The sequence below is a fragment of the Paenibacillus chitinolyticus NBRC 15660 genome, assembly GCF_000739915.1.
Classification (GTDB): Bacteria; Bacillota; Bacilli; order Paenibacillales; family NBRC-103111; genus Paenibacillus_F; species Paenibacillus_F chitinolyticus.
Genome location: NZ_BBJT01000004.1, coordinates 552021 through 569990, shown reverse-complemented (window position 1 = coordinate 569990; position 17970 = coordinate 552021). Strand labels below are relative to the sequence as shown.

Annotated in this window: 15 protein-coding genes and 1 pseudogene; 13 read left to right on the top strand and 3 right to left on the bottom strand. The window is 55.0% G+C overall.

The window, feature by feature from the left end; genetic code table 11:
* Positions 1–203: 203 nt before the first annotated feature.
* The gene (locus PCH01S_RS12545) at positions 204–2390 is read right to left on the bottom strand and encodes a peptidase domain-containing ABC transporter (RefSeq protein WP_042229740.1); all 2187 of its coding nucleotides are present in this window, start codon (positions 2388–2390) and stop codon (positions 204–206) included.
* A 186-nt stretch (positions 2391–2576) separates the two neighbouring features.
* Here PCH01S_RS12545 and PCH01S_RS12540 point away from each other — a divergent pair, with 186 nt between their 5' ends.
* The 3 genes from PCH01S_RS12540 to PCH01S_RS12530 all read left to right on the top strand — a co-directional run bounded on the left by PCH01S_RS12540 (position 2577) and on the right by PCH01S_RS12530 (position 6060).
* Positions 2577–2798, top strand: coding sequence for a bacteriocin-type signal sequence (locus PCH01S_RS12540; protein ID WP_009672156.1), 222 nt, complete (start codon positions 2577–2579; stop codon positions 2796–2798).
* 103 nt (positions 2799–2901) lie between these two features.
* Positions 2902–4422: a glycosyltransferase family 2 protein gene (locus tag PCH01S_RS12535; RefSeq protein ID WP_042229736.1), complete on the top strand. Its 1521-nt coding sequence runs from the start codon at positions 2902–2904 to the stop codon at positions 4420–4422.
* A 189-nt stretch (positions 4423–4611) separates the two neighbouring features.
* Positions 4612–6060 (top strand): amidase, encoded by a 1449-nt coding sequence (locus tag PCH01S_RS12530; RefSeq protein WP_174446801.1) that lies wholly within the window; start codon positions 4612–4614, stop codon positions 6058–6060.
* A 294-nt stretch (positions 6061–6354) separates the two neighbouring features.
* Here PCH01S_RS12530 and PCH01S_RS12525 read toward each other — a convergent pair whose 3' ends face one another.
* Together PCH01S_RS12525 and PCH01S_RS12520 are read right to left on the bottom strand one after the other, a co-directional pair.
* Entirely contained in the window at positions 6355–7449 is a 1095-nt protein-coding gene (locus PCH01S_RS12525) for a tetratricopeptide repeat-containing glycosyltransferase family 2 protein (protein ID WP_042229734.1), read from the bottom strand.
* Between the two features lie 407 nt (positions 7450–7856).
* Positions 7857–8588 (bottom strand): FadR/GntR family transcriptional regulator, encoded by a 732-nt coding sequence (locus PCH01S_RS12520; protein WP_042229732.1) that lies wholly within the window; start codon positions 8586–8588, stop codon positions 7857–7859.
* Positions 8589–8793: 205 nt separating this feature from the next.
* Here PCH01S_RS12520 and PCH01S_RS12515 point away from each other — a divergent pair, with 205 nt between their 5' ends.
* The 10 genes and pseudogenes from PCH01S_RS12515 to PCH01S_RS12470 all read left to right on the top strand — a co-directional run bounded on the left by PCH01S_RS12515 (position 8794) and on the right by PCH01S_RS12470 (position 17939).
* A complete protein-coding gene (locus PCH01S_RS12515; RefSeq protein ID WP_042229730.1) occupies positions 8794–10209 on the top strand; it encodes an FAD-linked oxidase C-terminal domain-containing protein in 1416 nt (471 codons plus the stop codon).
* Positions 10202–11770 (top strand): (Fe-S)-binding protein, encoded by a 1569-nt coding sequence (locus tag PCH01S_RS12510; protein ID WP_042229729.1) that lies wholly within the window; start codon positions 10202–10204, stop codon positions 11768–11770. The genes PCH01S_RS12515 and PCH01S_RS12510 overlap by 8 nt, the downstream gene beginning before the upstream one ends.
* Positions 11771–11938: 168 nt before the next feature.
* The gene (locus tag PCH01S_RS12505) at positions 11939–12151 is read left to right on the top strand and encodes a helix-turn-helix domain-containing protein (RefSeq protein ID WP_084706587.1); all 213 of its coding nucleotides are present in this window, start codon (positions 11939–11941) and stop codon (positions 12149–12151) included.
* 200 nt (positions 12152–12351) lie between these two features.
* The gene (locus PCH01S_RS12500) at positions 12352–12588 is read left to right on the top strand and encodes a hypothetical protein (RefSeq protein ID WP_042229728.1); all 237 of its coding nucleotides are present in this window, start codon (positions 12352–12354) and stop codon (positions 12586–12588) included.
* A 330-nt stretch (positions 12589–12918) separates the two neighbouring features.
* Complete coding sequence (locus tag PCH01S_RS12495; RefSeq protein WP_042229726.1) at positions 12919–14265, top strand: glycosyl hydrolase family 8; 1347 nt, start codon at positions 12919–12921, stop codon at positions 14263–14265.
* Positions 14266–14410: 145 nt separating this feature from the next.
* Positions 14411–14926 carry a DUF3221 domain-containing protein gene (locus PCH01S_RS12490; protein ID WP_042229725.1) on the top strand — a complete coding sequence of 172 codons (516 nt, stop codon included), beginning with the start codon at positions 14411–14413 and terminating at the stop codon, positions 14924–14926.
* A gap of 169 nt (positions 14927–15095) precedes the next feature.
* Positions 15096–15218: pseudogene (locus PCH01S_RS30415) on the top strand (excalibur calcium-binding domain-containing protein); the annotation flags it as partial.
* 628 nt (positions 15219–15846) lie between these two features.
* A complete protein-coding gene (locus tag PCH01S_RS12480) occupies positions 15847–16536 on the top strand; it encodes a hypothetical protein (RefSeq protein ID WP_042229722.1) in 690 nt (229 codons plus the stop codon).
* A 438-nt stretch (positions 16537–16974) separates the two neighbouring features.
* Positions 16975–17334 (top strand): hypothetical protein, encoded by a 360-nt coding sequence (locus tag PCH01S_RS12475; protein WP_042229720.1) that lies wholly within the window; start codon positions 16975–16977, stop codon positions 17332–17334.
* A gap of 140 nt (positions 17335–17474) precedes the next feature.
* Positions 17475–17939, top strand: coding sequence for a MarR family winged helix-turn-helix transcriptional regulator (locus tag PCH01S_RS12470; protein ID WP_042229719.1), 465 nt, complete (start codon positions 17475–17477; stop codon positions 17937–17939).
* The last annotated feature ends 31 nt before the right edge of the window (positions 17940–17970 follow it).

Here is a 17970-nt window from a genome sequence, read left to right as displayed (position 1 = left end):
CCCCGAGCCATACTGTGGCCATTCCGGAGCGGACCAGGAGCTTCCCCTTAGCTCTTCTGCGGGAACCGATGTATGGGTCGCGAGATTGCGGAGGGTGGAGAGGAACAAGCCGCCGTCCGGTTAGTTTGACCGGAAAGAGGCCGCCGCATGAAAGAGCAGGCCGAAAAGACCCGGCAGCAAAACCGGGTCTCCCGCGCCTCTCTTTACAAAGCGGCCTGCGCTTCCGCAAACTGGCTGTTCCACAGAGCGCTGTAAGCGCCGCCCCGCCGCATAAGCTCGTCATGGCTGCCGGTCTCGACGATACGGCCCCTGTCCATGACGCAGATCCTGTCGCAGTGCCGCACTCCGCTCAGCCGGTGAGAGATCATCACTGTCGTGATGCCGAGGCCGGCCGTCAGCGAGGAAACGGCCTTCTCGGTGACGGCGTCCAGGCTGCTGGTCGCTTCGTCCATCAGAAGCAGGTGGGGCTTCTTCATGAGCGCCCTCGCTATCGAAAGTCTCTGGCGCTGGCCTCCCGACAGGTTGGAGCCGTTCTCTTCCAGCACTGCCTCGTAATGCTGGGGAAGCGAGGCGATGAAGTCGTGAATCTGCGCCTGTTTGCAGACTTCCGCGACTTCTTCCAGGGAAGGCTTGGGATCGAGTCCCAGACACAAGTTGTCGTAAACCGTGCCGTGGTAGAAAAACGTTTCCTGCGGCACATACGCGATCCGGCTGCGAAGAATACCGGCGGGGATATCGCGCAGATCGTGTCCGTTGATCTCGATGCCTCCCTGCTCGGCTTCGAAAAATTTCATCAGCAGCTTCAGCAGGCTCGTTTTGCCGGAGCCGCTCGGTCCGACCAGAGCCGTCGAGGAACCTTCGCGTATCGTGAGGTTTACATCGTCTAAGGTAAGGGGCCTGCTTCCGTAGCGGTAAGAGAGATTGCGGATCAGCACATCTCCCCGCAGGTCCAAGGCGTTCCCGGAGACGGGGGATTCATCCGGCGAAAGCTCTTTTTCCGGCGCCAGATCCATATATTCACCCAGCCTGGAGGCGGCGACATAGGCCGACTGGAGCACGGGCTGAAGGTCGATCAGCCGCTGAAGCGGGCTTAGAAAATAGGCCAGGAGCACGTTAAAGGTAATGAGCTGGCCGGCCGTGATTTCCCCTGCCAGCACCTGCCGGGCGCCTATCCATAGCAGGACGACTCCGCTGATAAGCTGGAGGGCCGTTTTCAACGCCGACTGGACGTTGTTCATTAGACCGTACTTAAACGCCGTGGCCAGAAAAGCTTCGTATTTCGCCCTTGCGGTTTCTTTTACTTCCCTTTGTGCCGTGGAGGCTTTGACGGTCTCGATTCCTTTAATGGATTCGATGACATAGGAAGTCAGCTCGGCATTTTCGTTCATCATCTTCCGGTTATACCGGTCGAAAAATCCGCGGAAGCCCGCCATAATCAGCACATACACCGGGACGAGCAGCAGCGTAAGGCCGAAGAGGAGCGGGTTTTGATTATAGAGGACGGCAGCCGCTATCAGCAGCGTCAGGGAATCGACCGCGATATGAAGAGAGGCTTCGGAGAGCGCGTCCCGGACGTTGGAGGCGTCGGTCAGCCTTGAGGTGATTTCACCCGTTTTGCGCGAACTGAAAAAGCTCATCGGAAGCGAAATGACATGATTGTAATAGTCCAGCACAAGACTGCGGTCGATCCGCTGGGCGAGATACAGGAACAGATGATTTCTCGCGAAGTCGAGCAGAGTCTGGACCGCATAGAGGACAATGATACCGACCGAAACGAGCGTGAGCGTGCCTTGCAGCTTTTCGGCCATAATCGTATCGAGCAGAATTTGAAAATAAAAAGCGCCGGCCATGCCGATCGCCGTTACGAGTAGCGAGGCCGCAAGGATCGGCAGGAGAAGCTTCCGGTTGCGGCGGAGCAGGGGGAAGAAACGCTTCGCAGCGCCCGTCACCCGGCTGCCGGGTTTGAAGCTTTCGCCGGGCGTCAGCAGAATAAGCACGCCGGTCCACAGGTTGAGGAATTCTTCCGTTTTGTAAGTCCGCATTCCTTCGGCGGGATCGGCTGCAAGGACCTTATCGGGCGTAATCTTGTAGATCACGATATAATGCTGAACTTCCCTGTCGATCACATGCGCGATAGCCGGAAGTTCGAACCCGGCGAACAGAGCCGGGGCATCGCCTTTTACCGCTTCGGCGGTGAAGCCGAGCTTTCCCGCCCCCTGCACGATGCCGTAGGCGTTCGTCCCCGTATGATCCGTGCCGCAAGCTTCGCGGATTAGGGATAGCGGCATTTTCAGACCGTAATAACGGGCCACGGCGGCCAGGCAGGCGGGGGCGCAATCTTTCCGGTCGTGCTGCCGGATACAAACCGGTTTACGGCTTAACCTCAACATAATCACGCCTTCCTACAGCAGGTTCTTACCTTTACATAACCCGTTAAAGCGAGATTAATAACATGTTTTATAATAATTAAAACCTTCAAATAAATGGATAATATAACCAAATAACGATTGAATTTTGGAACTCCGGGTTAAATAGAGACGAGGTTATTCAACCTACTTCGGAAAGGAGAACTTACAATGAAAACACTCAAAAGTAACCACTCTTTCACCAAGCTGGATGAAACCGAAATGATGAACGTCAACGGTGGCGACTGGAGAGACCATGCGCGCTGGACGGCTGACTTCCTGCGGGGCCTCTTCTCGAATCCGCTCGGCTGCGGACTCGGAGATGTGACCGGAGGCAACAGCAAACCGGCGAAGGGCTGCTCGCCTTATCCGGCGAAGAACAGCAACTGCTAATCAGGAAACGGGGCGGGGCCGGTATAACCGGCCCTGTTTTTTCATATCGCTATGCCGGGTAATAATCCCGGTATAAAGATTCAAGAGGCGGAGGAGTGAGCGCATGACTACGATGGACCGGGATTGGCTGAACGCGTACCGATACAATCTCCCTTTCTTTGAAACCATACATAAGGAGCTGCTTCGTTCCGCGGAGGAGTCCCGGAACCCGGGGCCGGAGCACGCATTCGGAGAGGTGCGGGCTCAAGCAGAGCCGGGGATGCCGCTCCCGCTCTCCGGATCTGTCCACTCCACACAACCGTCCAGCGCGGACGGGCTCGCGGAGAACCTGCTCCGCCGGGTTGAAAAGCGGATTACCCTGCTGGAAAAGGTGAGGGAATGCTCGGATGAGCTTGCTTCCCTCATCGGAGAAGAACCGCCTCACATGCGGGAAGAATTAGCGGCGCTGAACGGCAGCGAATACGGAGAACTGCTCGAGGATCTGCTCCGGCCGGGCCAGGCGTCGATATCGGTCGTTATTCCCGTCTTCAACGAAGAACGGTGCATCGCGCGCTGTCTCGACAGTGTGCAGGGGCTGGCCGACGAGATCATCGTCCTCGATACGGGCTCGACGGACGGCACGGTCGACATAATCCGCGGCGGCCACCCCCACGTCCGGATCGAATTTGCGGAATGGCAGGACGATTTTGCCGAAATCCGCAACCGGCTGAACGATCTGGCGGCCGGAGACTGGATCTTCCAGTTGGATGCGGACGAAGCCCTGATCGGCGACGGGGCGGAGCTTAGAGCTTTTTTGGGGCTGTTCTACGATTGTCCGGCCGAAGCGCTGGTCGTCTCGCCCAAAATCGTCAACCATGACGGCGGGGAATTGACGCTGACCCGCAGAATGTACCGCCGGGAAGACGGGCTGCGCTACTACGGCGTCATTCATGAGGATCTCCGGAGGGAGATGGACGAAAGAGGCGCGGATCTGCGGCATCTTATGACGAATTTCACGCTGTCTCACGACGGGTACGAGCCGAAGGTGATCAAGGCGAAGAATAAGCACGAGCGGAACATCCGGCTGGAAGAACAGATGGTGTCCAGGGAGCCGGATAACATCCGGTGGCACTATTTTCTGGCGAGGGAAAAGCAGGAAGCGGGATATCCCGACCATGAAGTCGTGGAGGGAATCCGCAAAGGACTCCGGCTAAGGGGAACGCGTACCGAGCCGGACCATTTTCATCTGCGCAGCCTGCTGCTTTTGGCCGGTATACTGGACAGACAGCCTCAATACAACGAGCCGCTGAATGCCCTGGCAGAGGAAATCAACGCGATCTATCCCGATTGCACCGACGGGCTGTACTATTTGCTTCTGCATGAGTATACGGACGGCACGGGGAATCTGGTGACCCGAGCCGAATCGGGGCTGAACCGGCTGAAACAGCTGGAGCATCCGTATTCCCTGCTGCACCCCAGAAGCGATCATGTCACGCGGCTGATCGGGGAGATATTTATGGCGGCCGGACAATACAAGCGGGCGTTCCATCTCTACTCCCTTATCTCTGACGAAAGAATCCTCCAAGACCTCCGGGAGAGGCTGGGCGGGCTTCAGGAGGAGATAGCCGCATTTTTGGAAGGATGATACGAACAGAACATCCGCATTAACAAGGTTTCTGCGCCGAGGTCAAGCTGCCGGCACGGAGGCCTTTTTTTCTATAATGAATCGTACCCTTGTAGGAACGGTCTGCCCTCTGGGATAATGGGAGTGTAACGAGAACCGGGAAACAGACGGAACTTATTTTAGCGATGAAAAAGAGAGGGGAACCGCATAATGGTTTTATTTGCGGAAGCAACCATTGCCGGGCTGCAGCATGCCATGGAGCAGGGAGAATGCACGTCGTTCCAACTGGTCCGGTATTATATCGAACGGATCGCGGCGTTCGATCAGCAGGGGCCCGGCATTAATTCAGTCCTGGAGCTGAATCCGGACGCTCTGCATCTGGCGGAGGCGGCGGATGCACAGAGGCGGCTCGGACAAGTACGCGGACCGCTCCACGGCATTCCCGTCCTGCTCAAGGACAACATTCAGACGGCGGATAACATGCATACAAGCGCGGGTTCCCTTGCGCTCAAGGATCATTACGCCGGGGAAGACGCCTTTCTTGTCAAAAAGCTGAGAGAAGCCGGGGCGATTATCCTCGGCAAAGCGAACATGACGGAATGGGCCAATTTCATGGCCGACGATATGATTTCCGGTTACAGCTCCCGCGGAGGCCAGGTGCTGAACCCGTACGGGGCGGACCTGTTCGCCGGCGGATCGAGCACGGGAAGCGGCGCCTCCGTCGCCATCGACGTCACGACGGTTGCCATCGGAACCGAGACGTCGGGCTCCATTCTCAGCCCGGCGATCCACAACTCCGTCGTCGGCATCAAGCCGACGCTGGGACGCATTTCGCGAAGCGGCATCATTCCGCTCGCGCACAGCCAGGACACCGCCGGACCGATGGCCCGGACGGTGGCGGACGCCGCCGCGCTGCTTAGCGTGCTCTGCGGGTACGATCCGCAGGATGCGGCGACAGGCAGCGCGGCAGGCTTGGAAGAGCCGGACTTTACCGTCCATCTGGACAAGGACGGCTTGAAAGGCGCACGGATCGGCGTTCCGCGCAGCGAGCACCTGGACCCGCTCACCGACGAGGAACGGGAGCTTTTCGAAGGCCTGCTAGAGGAAATCCGGGAGGCGGGGGCGGTCATCGTCGATCCGGTGGAGATTCCTTCGCTGGAAGAGCTGTCCGGTCACCATTCGAAGGTGTTCTACTACGAGTTTAAGGCGGATATCAACGCGTATCTGAGCAGGCTTCCTGACGGACTGCCGGTGTATACGCTGGCGGAGCTGATCGCCTTTAACGAGGCCCATGCGGACGAAGCGCTGAAGTACGGGCAGCAGGTGCTGATCCGGTCGGAAGCCACTTCGGGCAAGCTGACCGAACCCGAATATCTGCTTCACCGGCTGGCCGACCTCCGTTTGTCCCGGACGGAAGGGATCGACTTCGCGATGCGGAAGCATCAGCTCGATGCGCTGCTGTTCCCCAACACGGCGGGCGACGAGATCGCGGCCAAGGCCGGTTATCCTTCGATCGCGGTGCCGAGCGGGTACTTGCGGAGCGGGATGCCTTTCGGCGTGATGTTCACGGGAGGAGCTTTCGCGGAGCCCATGCTCATCAAGCTGGCTTACGCCTTCGAGCAGCTTCGCCCGCGCAGGAAGCCGCCGGTGCTGGGTTAGCGTCAGCGGAGGAAACGACGCCGGCAGAGGCGCCGAACAGAGGCGATTGGCAGAGACACCGCGCAAGGGCAGCATGCAGAAGCACCACGCAGAGGCGCTGGGCAGGGACACGGCGCAGAGACAACGAGCAAAGACACTGCGCAGGGACAGCATGAAGAAGCACCACGCATAGGCGCTGGGCAGGGACATCGTGCAGGGACACCGTGCAGCAACACTGTCCGGGAATTTAGGCTCCTGCCCATTCTGCAAACAAATCCGGCCCTTGCCTCAGACTGCAAACAAAACCCCCGCGGGTTAATCCGCGGGGGCTTCTTCTTTTCTGGCCAGCACGCCGTCGAGATAAGTCTTGTTGGCCAAAGCCTGGCGGTCGCCGGGACGGTACTCCAGCACCGTCTCGTTGTGCCGGTGCGCAAGCTCGTGTTCGCCTAGACGGTCATAGCAGACGCACAACTGCAGATGCGGGAGCCAGGTCGAGCAGGCGACATGGGTCAGCGCCCACGAATCCGTATGCTTTCCCGCCTGTAAAGCGGCCTCGTACCAGTACGCGGCGGTGCGGTACTCCTTTTTCCGTAAAAAGACGTAGCCCAGCCGGCAGCAAAATTCAGCGCGGGGGCTTGCGTAGAGGAACGAGCGGAACACGCTGTCTAGCTCCCGCTTCTCGTCCCCGAGCGCGTGAAAACAGTCCGCCAGCCTGCCGCATGCGGAGATGTTGTCCTCGATCCAGCCGTTCCCCGTCCCGAGAAACTCCTCGTAATAATGGATGGCCCGGTTGTACATCCGGTGGTCTTTCAATTCATTGGCGAAATAAAACAAGTCCCTCGGCGAGAAGGTTTCTCTCCGGGCCAGCCGGTTTTCGTAAATGCGCAAATTGCGGCCGCTGTCGTGGTACAGAGCCCGGTGGGTGACGGCGATATCCGTCGTCCGGACACTTCCGCCGACTTCCAGATATTCATGCACGGGTCCGTGCCAGAGAAAGCCGCAGCTTCTCTTGACGAGGCGGTTGCGCCGGATACTGGCGGATACTTGGCCGAATTCGTCAAAAGCGAGGTTGTAAACCATATTAACCGCGTCCACGGAAGGTTCCAGGGTTTTCTTGAGCGAGGCGAGCTTGATCCGGTCCGGCTCCTCGAATACGTCGTCCGCGTCCAGCCAGAGGATGTACTCTTTTTCGGCCAGGCTAAACGAATAATTGCGGGCGGCGGCAAAATCGTCGATCCACCGGAAATGATGGACGCGGTCCGTATACTCCCGCACGATGGGGACCGTCCGGTCCGTGGACCCCGTATCCACGATGATGATCTCGTCCACGAGATCCGCTACGGACGCAAGACAGCGCCCGATATGATCCTCTTCGTTCTTCACGATCATGCAAAGGCTGATGGTAGGCACGACAATCCCTCCCGAAGGTTGCTTGTAGCATCCTATTCAGCTTGCGGAAGGGTGTGACGGGCTGTCCGCCTGCCGGGCCACGCGCTGCCGCCAAAGCGGAGAGAACCCGGGGATGCGAAGCGAGCCCGCGGATGCGGAGTGAGCCGTGACAGGCTGCGGACGGGACTTGAATCTAGGGTCTTCGGGCCAAGAGCGTGACGGGCTGCCGGCCGTGACTACATGAGCCGATGAAAAATCGTGGATTGCGGCCAAGGTCGGTCGTCTGGCAGCTAAAAGACTGGACGAAACGGACCGGCAACCTGACTCAGCCGTAATCGCGTGACGAACGGCAAGAGGGCTTGCCTTGCAAGCGTGTGCCTGCATGCTCAATAAGAATGCGAAGCATGGGCGTCGTCCGGCGGGGAAGTTTACCGGGACGGAACATCGGCGCCTTTTTCCCCGAGTACCTGCTCCACTTTGGTAATATGTTGCTCCATTCGCGTCGAGGCTTCCTGCGGCTGCCGGGAACGGATGGCGTCGAAAATGGCCTGATGCTCGCGCAGCAGACGCTCCGCCGATGAACGCTCGGCGTAAAACCAGAGCGCCCGTGTGTCTTTCATGCTGTCGTGCAGCTTCTGCGAAAGCGACGCCATCAGATCGGCCAGCACGGGATTGTGCGTGGCGGCGGCGATCTGTTCATGGAAGCGGACATCGGCCTGCTCGCTCAGCGCTTCGTCGCCGAGATGTTCCTCCATGCTGCGGAGGGTCTCCGCGAGCGCGGCGAGATCGTCATCCGTCCGGCTGACGGCGGCTAGAGAGGCGCAGCCGGTCTCCAGCACCCGCCGGACCTCGAGGATGTGCCGCAGCGATTCGGCCCGGCCGACCCATTCCGGGCGCAGCAGGCCCGGGTGCGGGGGCTCTGTGGGGAGCGCCTTGACGAAGGTGCCGCCGCCCTGCCGGATATCGAGCAGGCCCATGGCCTTCAGGACGCTCAGCGCTTCGCGGATCGTGGAGCGGCCCACGCCGTATTGCGCGGCAAGGTCCACGACGGAAGAGAGGCGGTCGCCGACGGCGAGCCGTCCTTCCTCCAGCTGCTTCCGGAGATCGTTCAACACCCATTCATGACTTTTAAGCGGCCGTCCGTTCGTATTTACATCCATTTGTTAAGCCCCCGTGTTAAAAATTTTATTTTCCGGCTTCCGGTTGATTTATTTTAGTGTATACTTAATTGTAAAGAAAGTCATCAGATGACCTGATCTATTATCGAAATTTATTTCAACGCTTAAATGGCTTTATCAAAGAGCAATCACAAAGAAATGAAGACGTTTTCAGAAGCGGGCCGATTTTATAAAAGGGGTGCTGAATTTGCTGAACGAACAAGTCAGACAAAAATTGATCGCCATTGCGGGCGCGGAAGGGTTTAAAGACGATCCGCAGTCGCTCGTGACCCATTCCTACGACGGGACGCCGATGCTCCAGTCGCTGCCCGACGGCGTAATTTATCCGGCGGATACCGCTCAGGTGTCGGCCATTATGAAGGTGCTGAGCGAACACCGGGTACCGCTTATCAGCCGCGGATCGGGTACGAATTTGTGCGGGGGAACCGTGCCTGTGCAGGGCGGGGTCGTGATGGTGATGCACCGGATGAACCGCATTCTGGAGGTCGATCTGGAAAATTTGACGGCGGTCGTGCAGCCGGGCTTGAATACGAAACAGTTTATTACCCATGTGGAGTCTTTGGGGCTTTTTTACCCGCCGGACCCGAGTTCCATGTCGATCTCCACGCTCGGCGGCAATATTGCGGAGTGCTCCGGAGGTTTGCGCGGGCTGAAATACGGGACGACGAAGGATTACGTTATCGGTCTGGAGGCTGTGCTTCCTAGCGGGGAAATTATCCGTACCGGCGGCAAGCTCATGAAAGACGTGGCCGGGTATGACCTTACGAAGCTGCTTGTCGGATCGGAAGGAACGCTGGCCGTTATAACGGAGGCGACCTTGAAGCTCATTCCGCCGCCGAAGGCGAAAAAGACGATGCTGGCGATGTACAAAGATTTGTACGGCGCGGCTCGCACCGTTTCGAAAATTATCGAGAACCGGATCATCCCGGCCACGCTGGAATTTCTCGATAATCCGACCATCCGGGTGGTCGATGATTTCGCCAAGCTGGGGCTGCCTCTCGATATGGAAGCGATTCTGCTGATCGAGCAGGATGGCGACCCCGCCACGGTGGAGCGGGATATCGCGATGATCGAGAACATCTGCCGCAGCGAAAACGCGGACCGCATCGCCGTCGCGGCGGACGAAGAGGAAGCGCTGAAGCTGCTGACGGCAAGGCGCAGTGCGTTTACCGCGCTTGCAAGGCTGCGTCCGACGACGATATTGGAGGATGCGACCGTTCCCCGCTCCAAGATCGCCGATATGGTGATGGAGATTAACCGGATCGCCAAGAAGCATGACGTAACCATCTGCACGTTCGGCCATGCGGGCGACGGAAATCTTCACCCGACGGCGACGACAGATGCGCGAGATCCCGAGGAGGTTCACCGGGTCGAGGCCGCTTTCGAGGAAATTTTCGAAGCGGCGATCCGGCTCGGGGGTACGATTACCGGGGAACACGGAGTCGGCCTCGTCAAAGCCCCTTTCCTGGAGTGGAAAGTGGGCGCGGCGGGTATTGAGGTCATGAAAGGGATCAAGCAGGCGTTCGATCCGTTTAATCTGCTCAATCCCGGCAAAGTTTTCGCCAAAGAATCACGCAAAAGGGTGGTGATCGACCGTGGCTGAGAAAGCAGCATGCACCACGAGCAATCCGCTGGCACAGAAGCTGAAGCTCCGCCTGGACGAGGACCAGTTGACGAACTGTATGCGCTGCGGCTTCTGCCTGCCGGCCTGCCCGACTTTCCGGGAAACGGGCATCGAGGCGGAGTCGCCGCGCGGCCGCATCGCGCTCATGAAGGCGGTCGCGGACGGGATTATGGCGCCGGACGCCGCATTCGAAGAGCAGATGAACCACTGCCTCGGCTGCCGGGCCTGCGAGCCGGCTTGCCCCGCCGACGTGAAGTACGGGCAGCTTATCGAGCAGGCGCGCGATGCGATCGAGGATCACACGGACAGTCACCGGGGCTGGGTGAAGCTTGCCCGCCGTACGGCGTTTAAGGCGGTATTCCCGAAGCAGAACCGGATGAAGCTGCTGGGCGGCGCGCTTGGATTTTATCAGCGTTCGGGGCTGCAGAAAATCACGCGGGGCAGCGGCATCATGAAGCTTTTCCCCGATCATATGAGGGAAATGGAACAGATTTTGCCGGAGTCGTCCTCGCGGGGCGTAATCGAGCGGATCGGGAGCCGCCATCCGGCTGTCGGGGCCAAGGTGGCGACCGTAGGGCTTTTCCGCGGCTGCCTGATGGACGTTATGTTCACGGAAACGAATGTCCATACGGTCGAGCTGCTCACCCAAGCGGGCTTCGAAGTGGTCATCCCCGACACGCAGAACTGCTGCGGCGCGCTTCACGCGCACAGCGGGGAGGCGGACGGGGCACGCTCGCTGGCCCGCGGCAATATCCGCGCCTTCCGGGAAGCCGGCGTGGATTATATCGTCTCCAACGCGGGCGGCTGCGGAGCCATCCTGACGGAGTACGACCATCTGCTGCATGAGGATGCGCAGTGGAAGGACGACGCGGCGTGGTTTGCCGCCCGCGTCAAGGACGTCAGCGACCTGCTCGTCAACTTCGGCCGGGTGCCGAAATTCGCCGAGCGGGGCCGGGCTCTCACGGCAGGCGGTCCGGTTGCCGCCGGAGCGAGTGCGCCGCAGGCCGCGGACCCTGCGGCGCAGGCGGAAGCCTCTGCCGCCGTTGCGGGCACGCCTGCAACCGCAGCGGCCGCCGGCAGCACGGCAGCCGCTCCCGCGGACATCGGCGCCGAGCTCGCGGCGATCGAGGACGCGTCCGTGCAGCCGTCTGCCGCGAGCGCCGCTGCCGCCTCGGCACCCGCGTCTTCCGTTCGCATCACGTACCAGGACTCCTGCCATCTGCGCAATGTGATGCGCTCCTCCGACGCTCCGCGGAAGCTTATGCGGCAGGTGGCGGGCGTCGAGTACGTGGAGATGTTCGAGGCCGACCGCTGCTGCGGTTCGGCGGGCATCTATAATCTGACCCAGCCGGAAATGGCCAATCAGATATTGGATCACAAAATGGTCCATGCCAACGCCACGGAAGCCAGATATCTGCTGACGAGCAATCCCGGCTGCCTGCTTCAAATGAAGCTGGGCAACGAGCGTCACGGCGACGGCAGCATGAAGGTCATGCATGTCGTCGACTTTCTCCATGAGCGGCTGCTCGGGGACAGATAAGGCCGTCTGCAATTTTTAAACCCTTCGCTTATAAAGAAGGGTTTTTCTTTTTTGCTGCGTTTCGTTACTCGCTATCTTCGCCGAAATGCCGTCGGCCCGCTTACTTATTAATGACGTGAATGATACAATGAACCCAACATCATGAATTACTGAGGGGAGAAATAAAGGTTGGCATACACCCGCGGGAGCTGCCGACTTAGGCTGCTGCTTCAAAGGGCCGGGATGAGACAGGCTGAATTGGCACGGAGGACGGGCTATTCGAGGCATCAAATCTCCAACTGGGTCAACGATCGGGAGAAGATGTCTTTCGATGCGGCCGCCACAGTCGCGTTCACTCTTGACTGCCATATGGAGGAGCTTTATGAATTCCATGAAGGATGAGCCTATGTCGGCTCTTCTCCGGTTGTTTTGTATAGACATAACTATACAAATTGTGTATGATCAGAGTGTTGTGAATCCCATTTATTGTAAAGTTTTAGGTGGTTAAGACTTCATCCCGACCTATATGTTTATGAAGGCGTCAAACGGTTTGGCCCCTCAACTTTACCAAAATAGAATTGAAAACTGGAGGCTTGAAAGAATTGGAGAAAGCGTTTCAAGTGTGTGTCCTGCTTTTTAATCAAGCTAATGAATATCAGTTAACGGCAAAACTTTACGATTCCCTGGGGTATAAAGGACAAGCCAAAAGGTACGCTCATAAAGCGGAAGCTTTTAATGAATCGGCTTATATCGTCCGGAGTTGTTTAGGTATCTCCTTTTCGGATGTGATCGAAGCCGTATCTGCCGCCGAAGCTTGCCCGGAAAATAAGGAAAATTAAGAAATTAACAAATTTATTTACAAAAGAATCATAAAACGATTTCTAAATTATGGTTGACAAGGAAATTGAAAGCGCTTATAGTTTGAGTTAGGATCAAAACGCAGCAGCTGCCGAATTACTCTGAAAAACGCAATTTCGTTCACGATTTTGTTGGGTCAGGTGAGGACAGCTGTTTTTTTACGGCCAAAAGTTAAAGCGCTTTAACTTTATGTACCGGACTGTGGAGTGTGGTCTGGCCGATGCGTTCCGGGAGGTGATGGCCCGCGCGAAAGGGTGGGGATTTTGCTGGTCCGATTCATACGCAGTGCAAATCAGAGAGGAGAATGAACGATGAAGAAAACATTACTGGGATTCACCGCATCCGCTTGTTTGTTATGCAGCCTGGTGGCCGCTCCGGTTATGGCGGGCGCTCAAGGTGTACCGGCCGCATCCGCTTCGGAAGATACCCTGGTACAAAGTCAGGCTGTTAACGCGGTCGCGGCAGCCGCCCTAAAACCGTTCCCTCAGCATGTCTCGTATACGTCCGGCACGATCAAACCGAACAATTATACCCAGGCCCAGCTCGATCAGCAGGTCAAAACGAAATATGACGAATGGAAATCGAGATACCTCGTCAAGCATCCGAAGATTTCAAACCAGTACTACGTATTTTATAATAAAGAAAAAATCGTAACGAAACCGAAGGACGTCGTTTCCTGCTCGGAAGGCCACGGATACGGCATGCTGATCACCGCTTATATGGCGGGTCACGATGCCGACGCCCAGACGTATTTCGACGGGCTTTACCGCTTCTATAAAGCCCACCCGAGCTCGATTGATCCGGCTCTGATGGCATGGCAGCAAGCGAAGGATTCGTCCGGCAATATCGTGGACACTTCGGGCAGCGACGCGGCTACGGACGGCGATATGGATATCGCCTATGCGCTGCTGCTTGCCGACAAGCAGTGGGGCAGCTCGGGAACGGTCAACTACAAGAGCGAAGCCGTGAAAATTATCAACGCCATCATGAAGCGTGAAGTGCACGCGAAATATTTCCATCTAAAGATGGGCGATTGGGCCTCCGACAGCGATCCCGAATTCGGTCCGGGCACACGCGCGTCCGATTTTATGCTGAATCATCTTAAGGCATTCAAGGCCGCCACGGGCAATGCGAACTGGGATAAAGTGACGGACACGACTTACAACGTGATCAATACGGTGTTCAAAAATAACTCCCCGAATACGGGGCTGCTTCCGGACTTCATCGTGCGCAAGTCGGACGGCACTTACGCGCCGGCGCCGGAAGGTTATCTGGAGGAAGCGACCGATAACGACTACAGCTGGAACTCCTGCCGAACGCCTTGGCGGATTGCGACGGACTACCTTATAAGCGGGGATACCCGGGCGCTGAGCCAAGTCCGCAAGATGAACAGCTGGATCCAGTCCGCAACCGGAGGCAACCCGGCCAAGATCGCTTCGGGCTATGAACTGAGCGGCAAGGTGATCGAAGCGGATCACGCGATCGCGTTCACCGCTCCTTTTGCCGTCAGCGCGATGGTGGATTCGTCCAACCAGACGTGGCTGAACAAGGTGTGGAGCGACATCGTGAACTCGCCGACCTCCGACAGCTACTATTACGACAACAGCATCCGCGTGCTCAGCATGATTATGGTGTCCGGCAACTGGTGGACGCCGTAATCGATCCAAGTAAGATGCCCATCCCGGGCATCTTTTTTTGTCCGTTTTTTCGGCAGGAAAGAATTTTCGACGGAAAAGAAACTTTTTTTGAAGAAATAGAGTCTGTAAAAGTGTGGAAATAAATGGATAGAACAGGTGGGCGTTTATGATCCGAAACATCCTTCTAGTTATTTTCGTGCTTGTCTGCTTGCCGGGATGTATAGAGAGTCCAGAAAGTCTAGAAAGTCCAGAACAGTCAAAAAGCACTTTTACCGGATATGTGGCGGAAAAAGACACGAAGGCGAATCGGGCGCTGCTTGTGAGCAATTCCGAAAGCAGCTTAATGGGTAACGAAAAAATTTATGATGCGGACTGGATAGCGGGAATTGCGGATCAAGTTAATGTGGGGGAAAAAGTTACGGTTGAGATTACAGGGATGATCATGACGTCCTATCCGGGACAAACAAGCGGAACCTTCCTCTCTAAGGAAAAAACGGAGAAGCCTGAAGGCGCGGTTCTGGAGCCTGAAGAGGTGCTGCGAAGGGCCTTTCATCAGGAAAAGACCCATATCCCGACTGTGAAGAAAATCTCTCTGGACAACGAAAAGAATGTTTGGAATGTAACTCTCTATGACAATAGCCTCCATAAGGATATCGAAGTTGTTATCGAAGATCGGGAATAGTTTGGGAGGAAGTTCGTTTATATGGTGAAAGTAATCCGCTACACCCTTTTTCCGGTGCCCTTGTTTGTTCGAGAGGATAGCCTGTTCCGGCTTTCTTATGACCTTAATCCGACCGGCTTCATCCGCTGGGACGACGCGCAAATTTACAACAATATTTTGTTTTCGGTTCCGTTCGGGTTCGACCAAGAACAAAGGTGGCAAAACCAAGTACAAGCCTTACGCTTCCAAAGAGCTCTACGACGCGAACAAGAAGCTCGACCGGGACAAAGACCAAATTGCCTGCGAACGCTGATGAAGTGGAACCTTTCCGTATTGAGGCTGTGGATAGAGGGTGGGAACCTGGCGAATTATCAACAGATTGCTATTTCCTATTCCTACCGGGATTTGAGATCAAATGCAGGGGTCAAAAGTAGAACACAAAGAAGACGAAACGGGGAAAAATCCTTCCGTCCGGTGGCGGATGTAGCCCCACGGGAGGTGAAACGGAAAGAAACGGTTTAGATGAAAAATACATTAGCCTGGCCACAGTCGGCCGTCCGCCGGCGCCAGGTGCTCCTTGCGGATCGAATTAAAATGAATCTTTCTGACAAAATTGAAGTATAATGTAAATGAGCTATAATTTTACAGACCCCCCCATCTTCCGCCAGATAAAAAAGAAAAAGGAGTTGAAACGTTTTGAATCACTTACTCGCTGCTGTTTGCGTACAAAGCCTAATTTATTTAATACTATTTTTGTTCATAAGGAAATTGATAGAAAACCACAAAGTAAAGCTCAAAATTTATTGGGTAATGTTAACTCTCTTTGTATTGGGAATTCTTTCATCGATATCAATTTTTATTATAGCAACCTAAATAGTTGCTTTTAATCCCGAATATGCTATTATTTATTTGTGGTAAAAAATAGCATTGGAGGGATTTTTTTGAAAAAGATTTCGATTTTTATGTTGTCCGTTTCTCTTGTTTTAATGTTTGTATTTTCATCGAGTGGTTTCGCTGCTCCAATTGACAACAAGGTCAAATTTGAACAGTATCTTTACAACTTAGATAAATCTGATCCTCTTGTTAGCGAACAGATTCAAAAATACAATAAACTGTCTGAAACAGAAAAAAGTCGTTTGGTTGAACTTATTTATGATCCGAATGTCACTAAACAAGCTTTTGATTCTATGAAAACGGTAGCTTTAGGAAGATCCACTTCTATTTCAAACGGAGAAGTAGTTATACAAAGCAAGGTAGAAGAATCATCCAACAAAAAAAGAGCCATCACAACAGCAAGTGAAGAAAGCTATTGGGGGTCTTATTCCTGGACTATGACATTTTTAGGGATTGATTTAACAACTCTAAAAACAAAAGTATTCTATACCATTGACGGAAATAATAACGTGCTCTCAGCAGACACTGCTGTGAATTCACACTGGAACATCGATCCTTTAGTTATTGTAAGTGATGGTGTTTCAAGCGCCTATAAAAGCGGAGGCTACGCTTATGGAAACGGTCCGTTTACAGTTTATGGAACTGCTACGCTAGGCTTCATTTCTGCATCAGTATCGGTCATAGTAAAATCAAAACCTGGTGACACTACTGGTTGGAAAGAATCCGCAATTACTTAGTAAAGGTGTGAGGTAGTTAGCCTCAATCCTTTCCAAAAACAACAACTCCAAAAGTAAAAAATCGGCCTTTGTTCGCATTCTTTGCGACAGGCCGATTTTTTAGTGGGGTCAGTTCCAGCGAAAAGGAACAGCTCTCTCCCATCACAACAGTCGTATAAAAATGTGCTGCATGGAGCCGTTAAGGGGCACGAAAGGCCTGTTAAATCCGCCGGGAAGGTTCTTTTTTATTGGATACAGGACGGTCTTGCGGTAAATGCTGATTAGGGCATGAAATCTTTCGCGGCAGAATGTTCGGTTAAGAATTCTTCAGACTGCCGCCGCAGGAACGGCACAATCGGTGCTGCTTGGAGTATGCGTCCCGCTCTCTGTCCAAAACGCCCCGGAATAGGGTAAAATCAGAGAGACAACCGGTTAGCCGGAAGAACGGGGGACTCAATTTTGAAAGTAGAAATGGATCTTTACAACGATTGGATTGAAACGGTGAAGGAAATTTTCCGAGGTTCGGGAGCGCCTCTGCCGCAGGGTTGGAGCGCCGAAGAGGTCGGCCGCGAGTATTACCTCCAGACTTCGCCGTCCGAAGAGGAAGCGGAGGAGCGCCGGAAGGCAAACGAACAGAGGCTGACGGATATGCAGCGGACGCTGATGGACAATATGGAGACGGTGGTCGTTCCCGATATCCGTGAGAAAACGGGCTATGGTGGCAGTCACTTCCGCTTCCGCTGGATTTATTCGCAAGGGGAGCATATCGTGGAAGAATGCTCGCAGTACCGCATCCCGCTGGGGCCTTCTCCGGAATAGACGTCTGTTTTATTTAGACAGGCCCAAAAGTTTCGGACCCCTATTGCGAATGTGCTTGACACCTCTTTCGAAGAGGTGTATATTTATCTTAAATTAAAGATATTCAAATTTGAGATATAAACGAAACGGTGGTGAACCGCATGAAAGAGCAGGACAGCACCTTAGTGAATGAAGACATCGACTTATCGCTTAAATTGTTTGTCGTCCTTTCGAAAGCCCAGAAGGTTATTATGGACCGCTCGGTCAAGGATATGAAAAGACACGGCTTGTCTCCTTCGGAGTTCGCCATACTGGAGCTTTTGTACCATAAAGGAAAGTTTCCGCTTCAGCAGATCGGAGACAAGATTCTTGTGACCAGCGGAAGCATCACCTATAACATTGACAAACTGGAGAAGAAAGAGCTTCTGAGACGGATCTCGTGTCCGAGTGACCGCCGGGTGACTTATGCGGAGATTACGGAACGGGGTACGGAGCTGTTTAACGATATTTTTCCCGAACATGCCGAGGTTGTGAAGGCGAGCATGAACGGATTGACGGCCGAAGAGAAGAAGCTGGCGATCGGGCTGATCAAAAAGCTGGGTACGGCGGCTCAGAAGCAGAGCTGAAAAATTTTTTGGCACATATCTTAAAATTAAG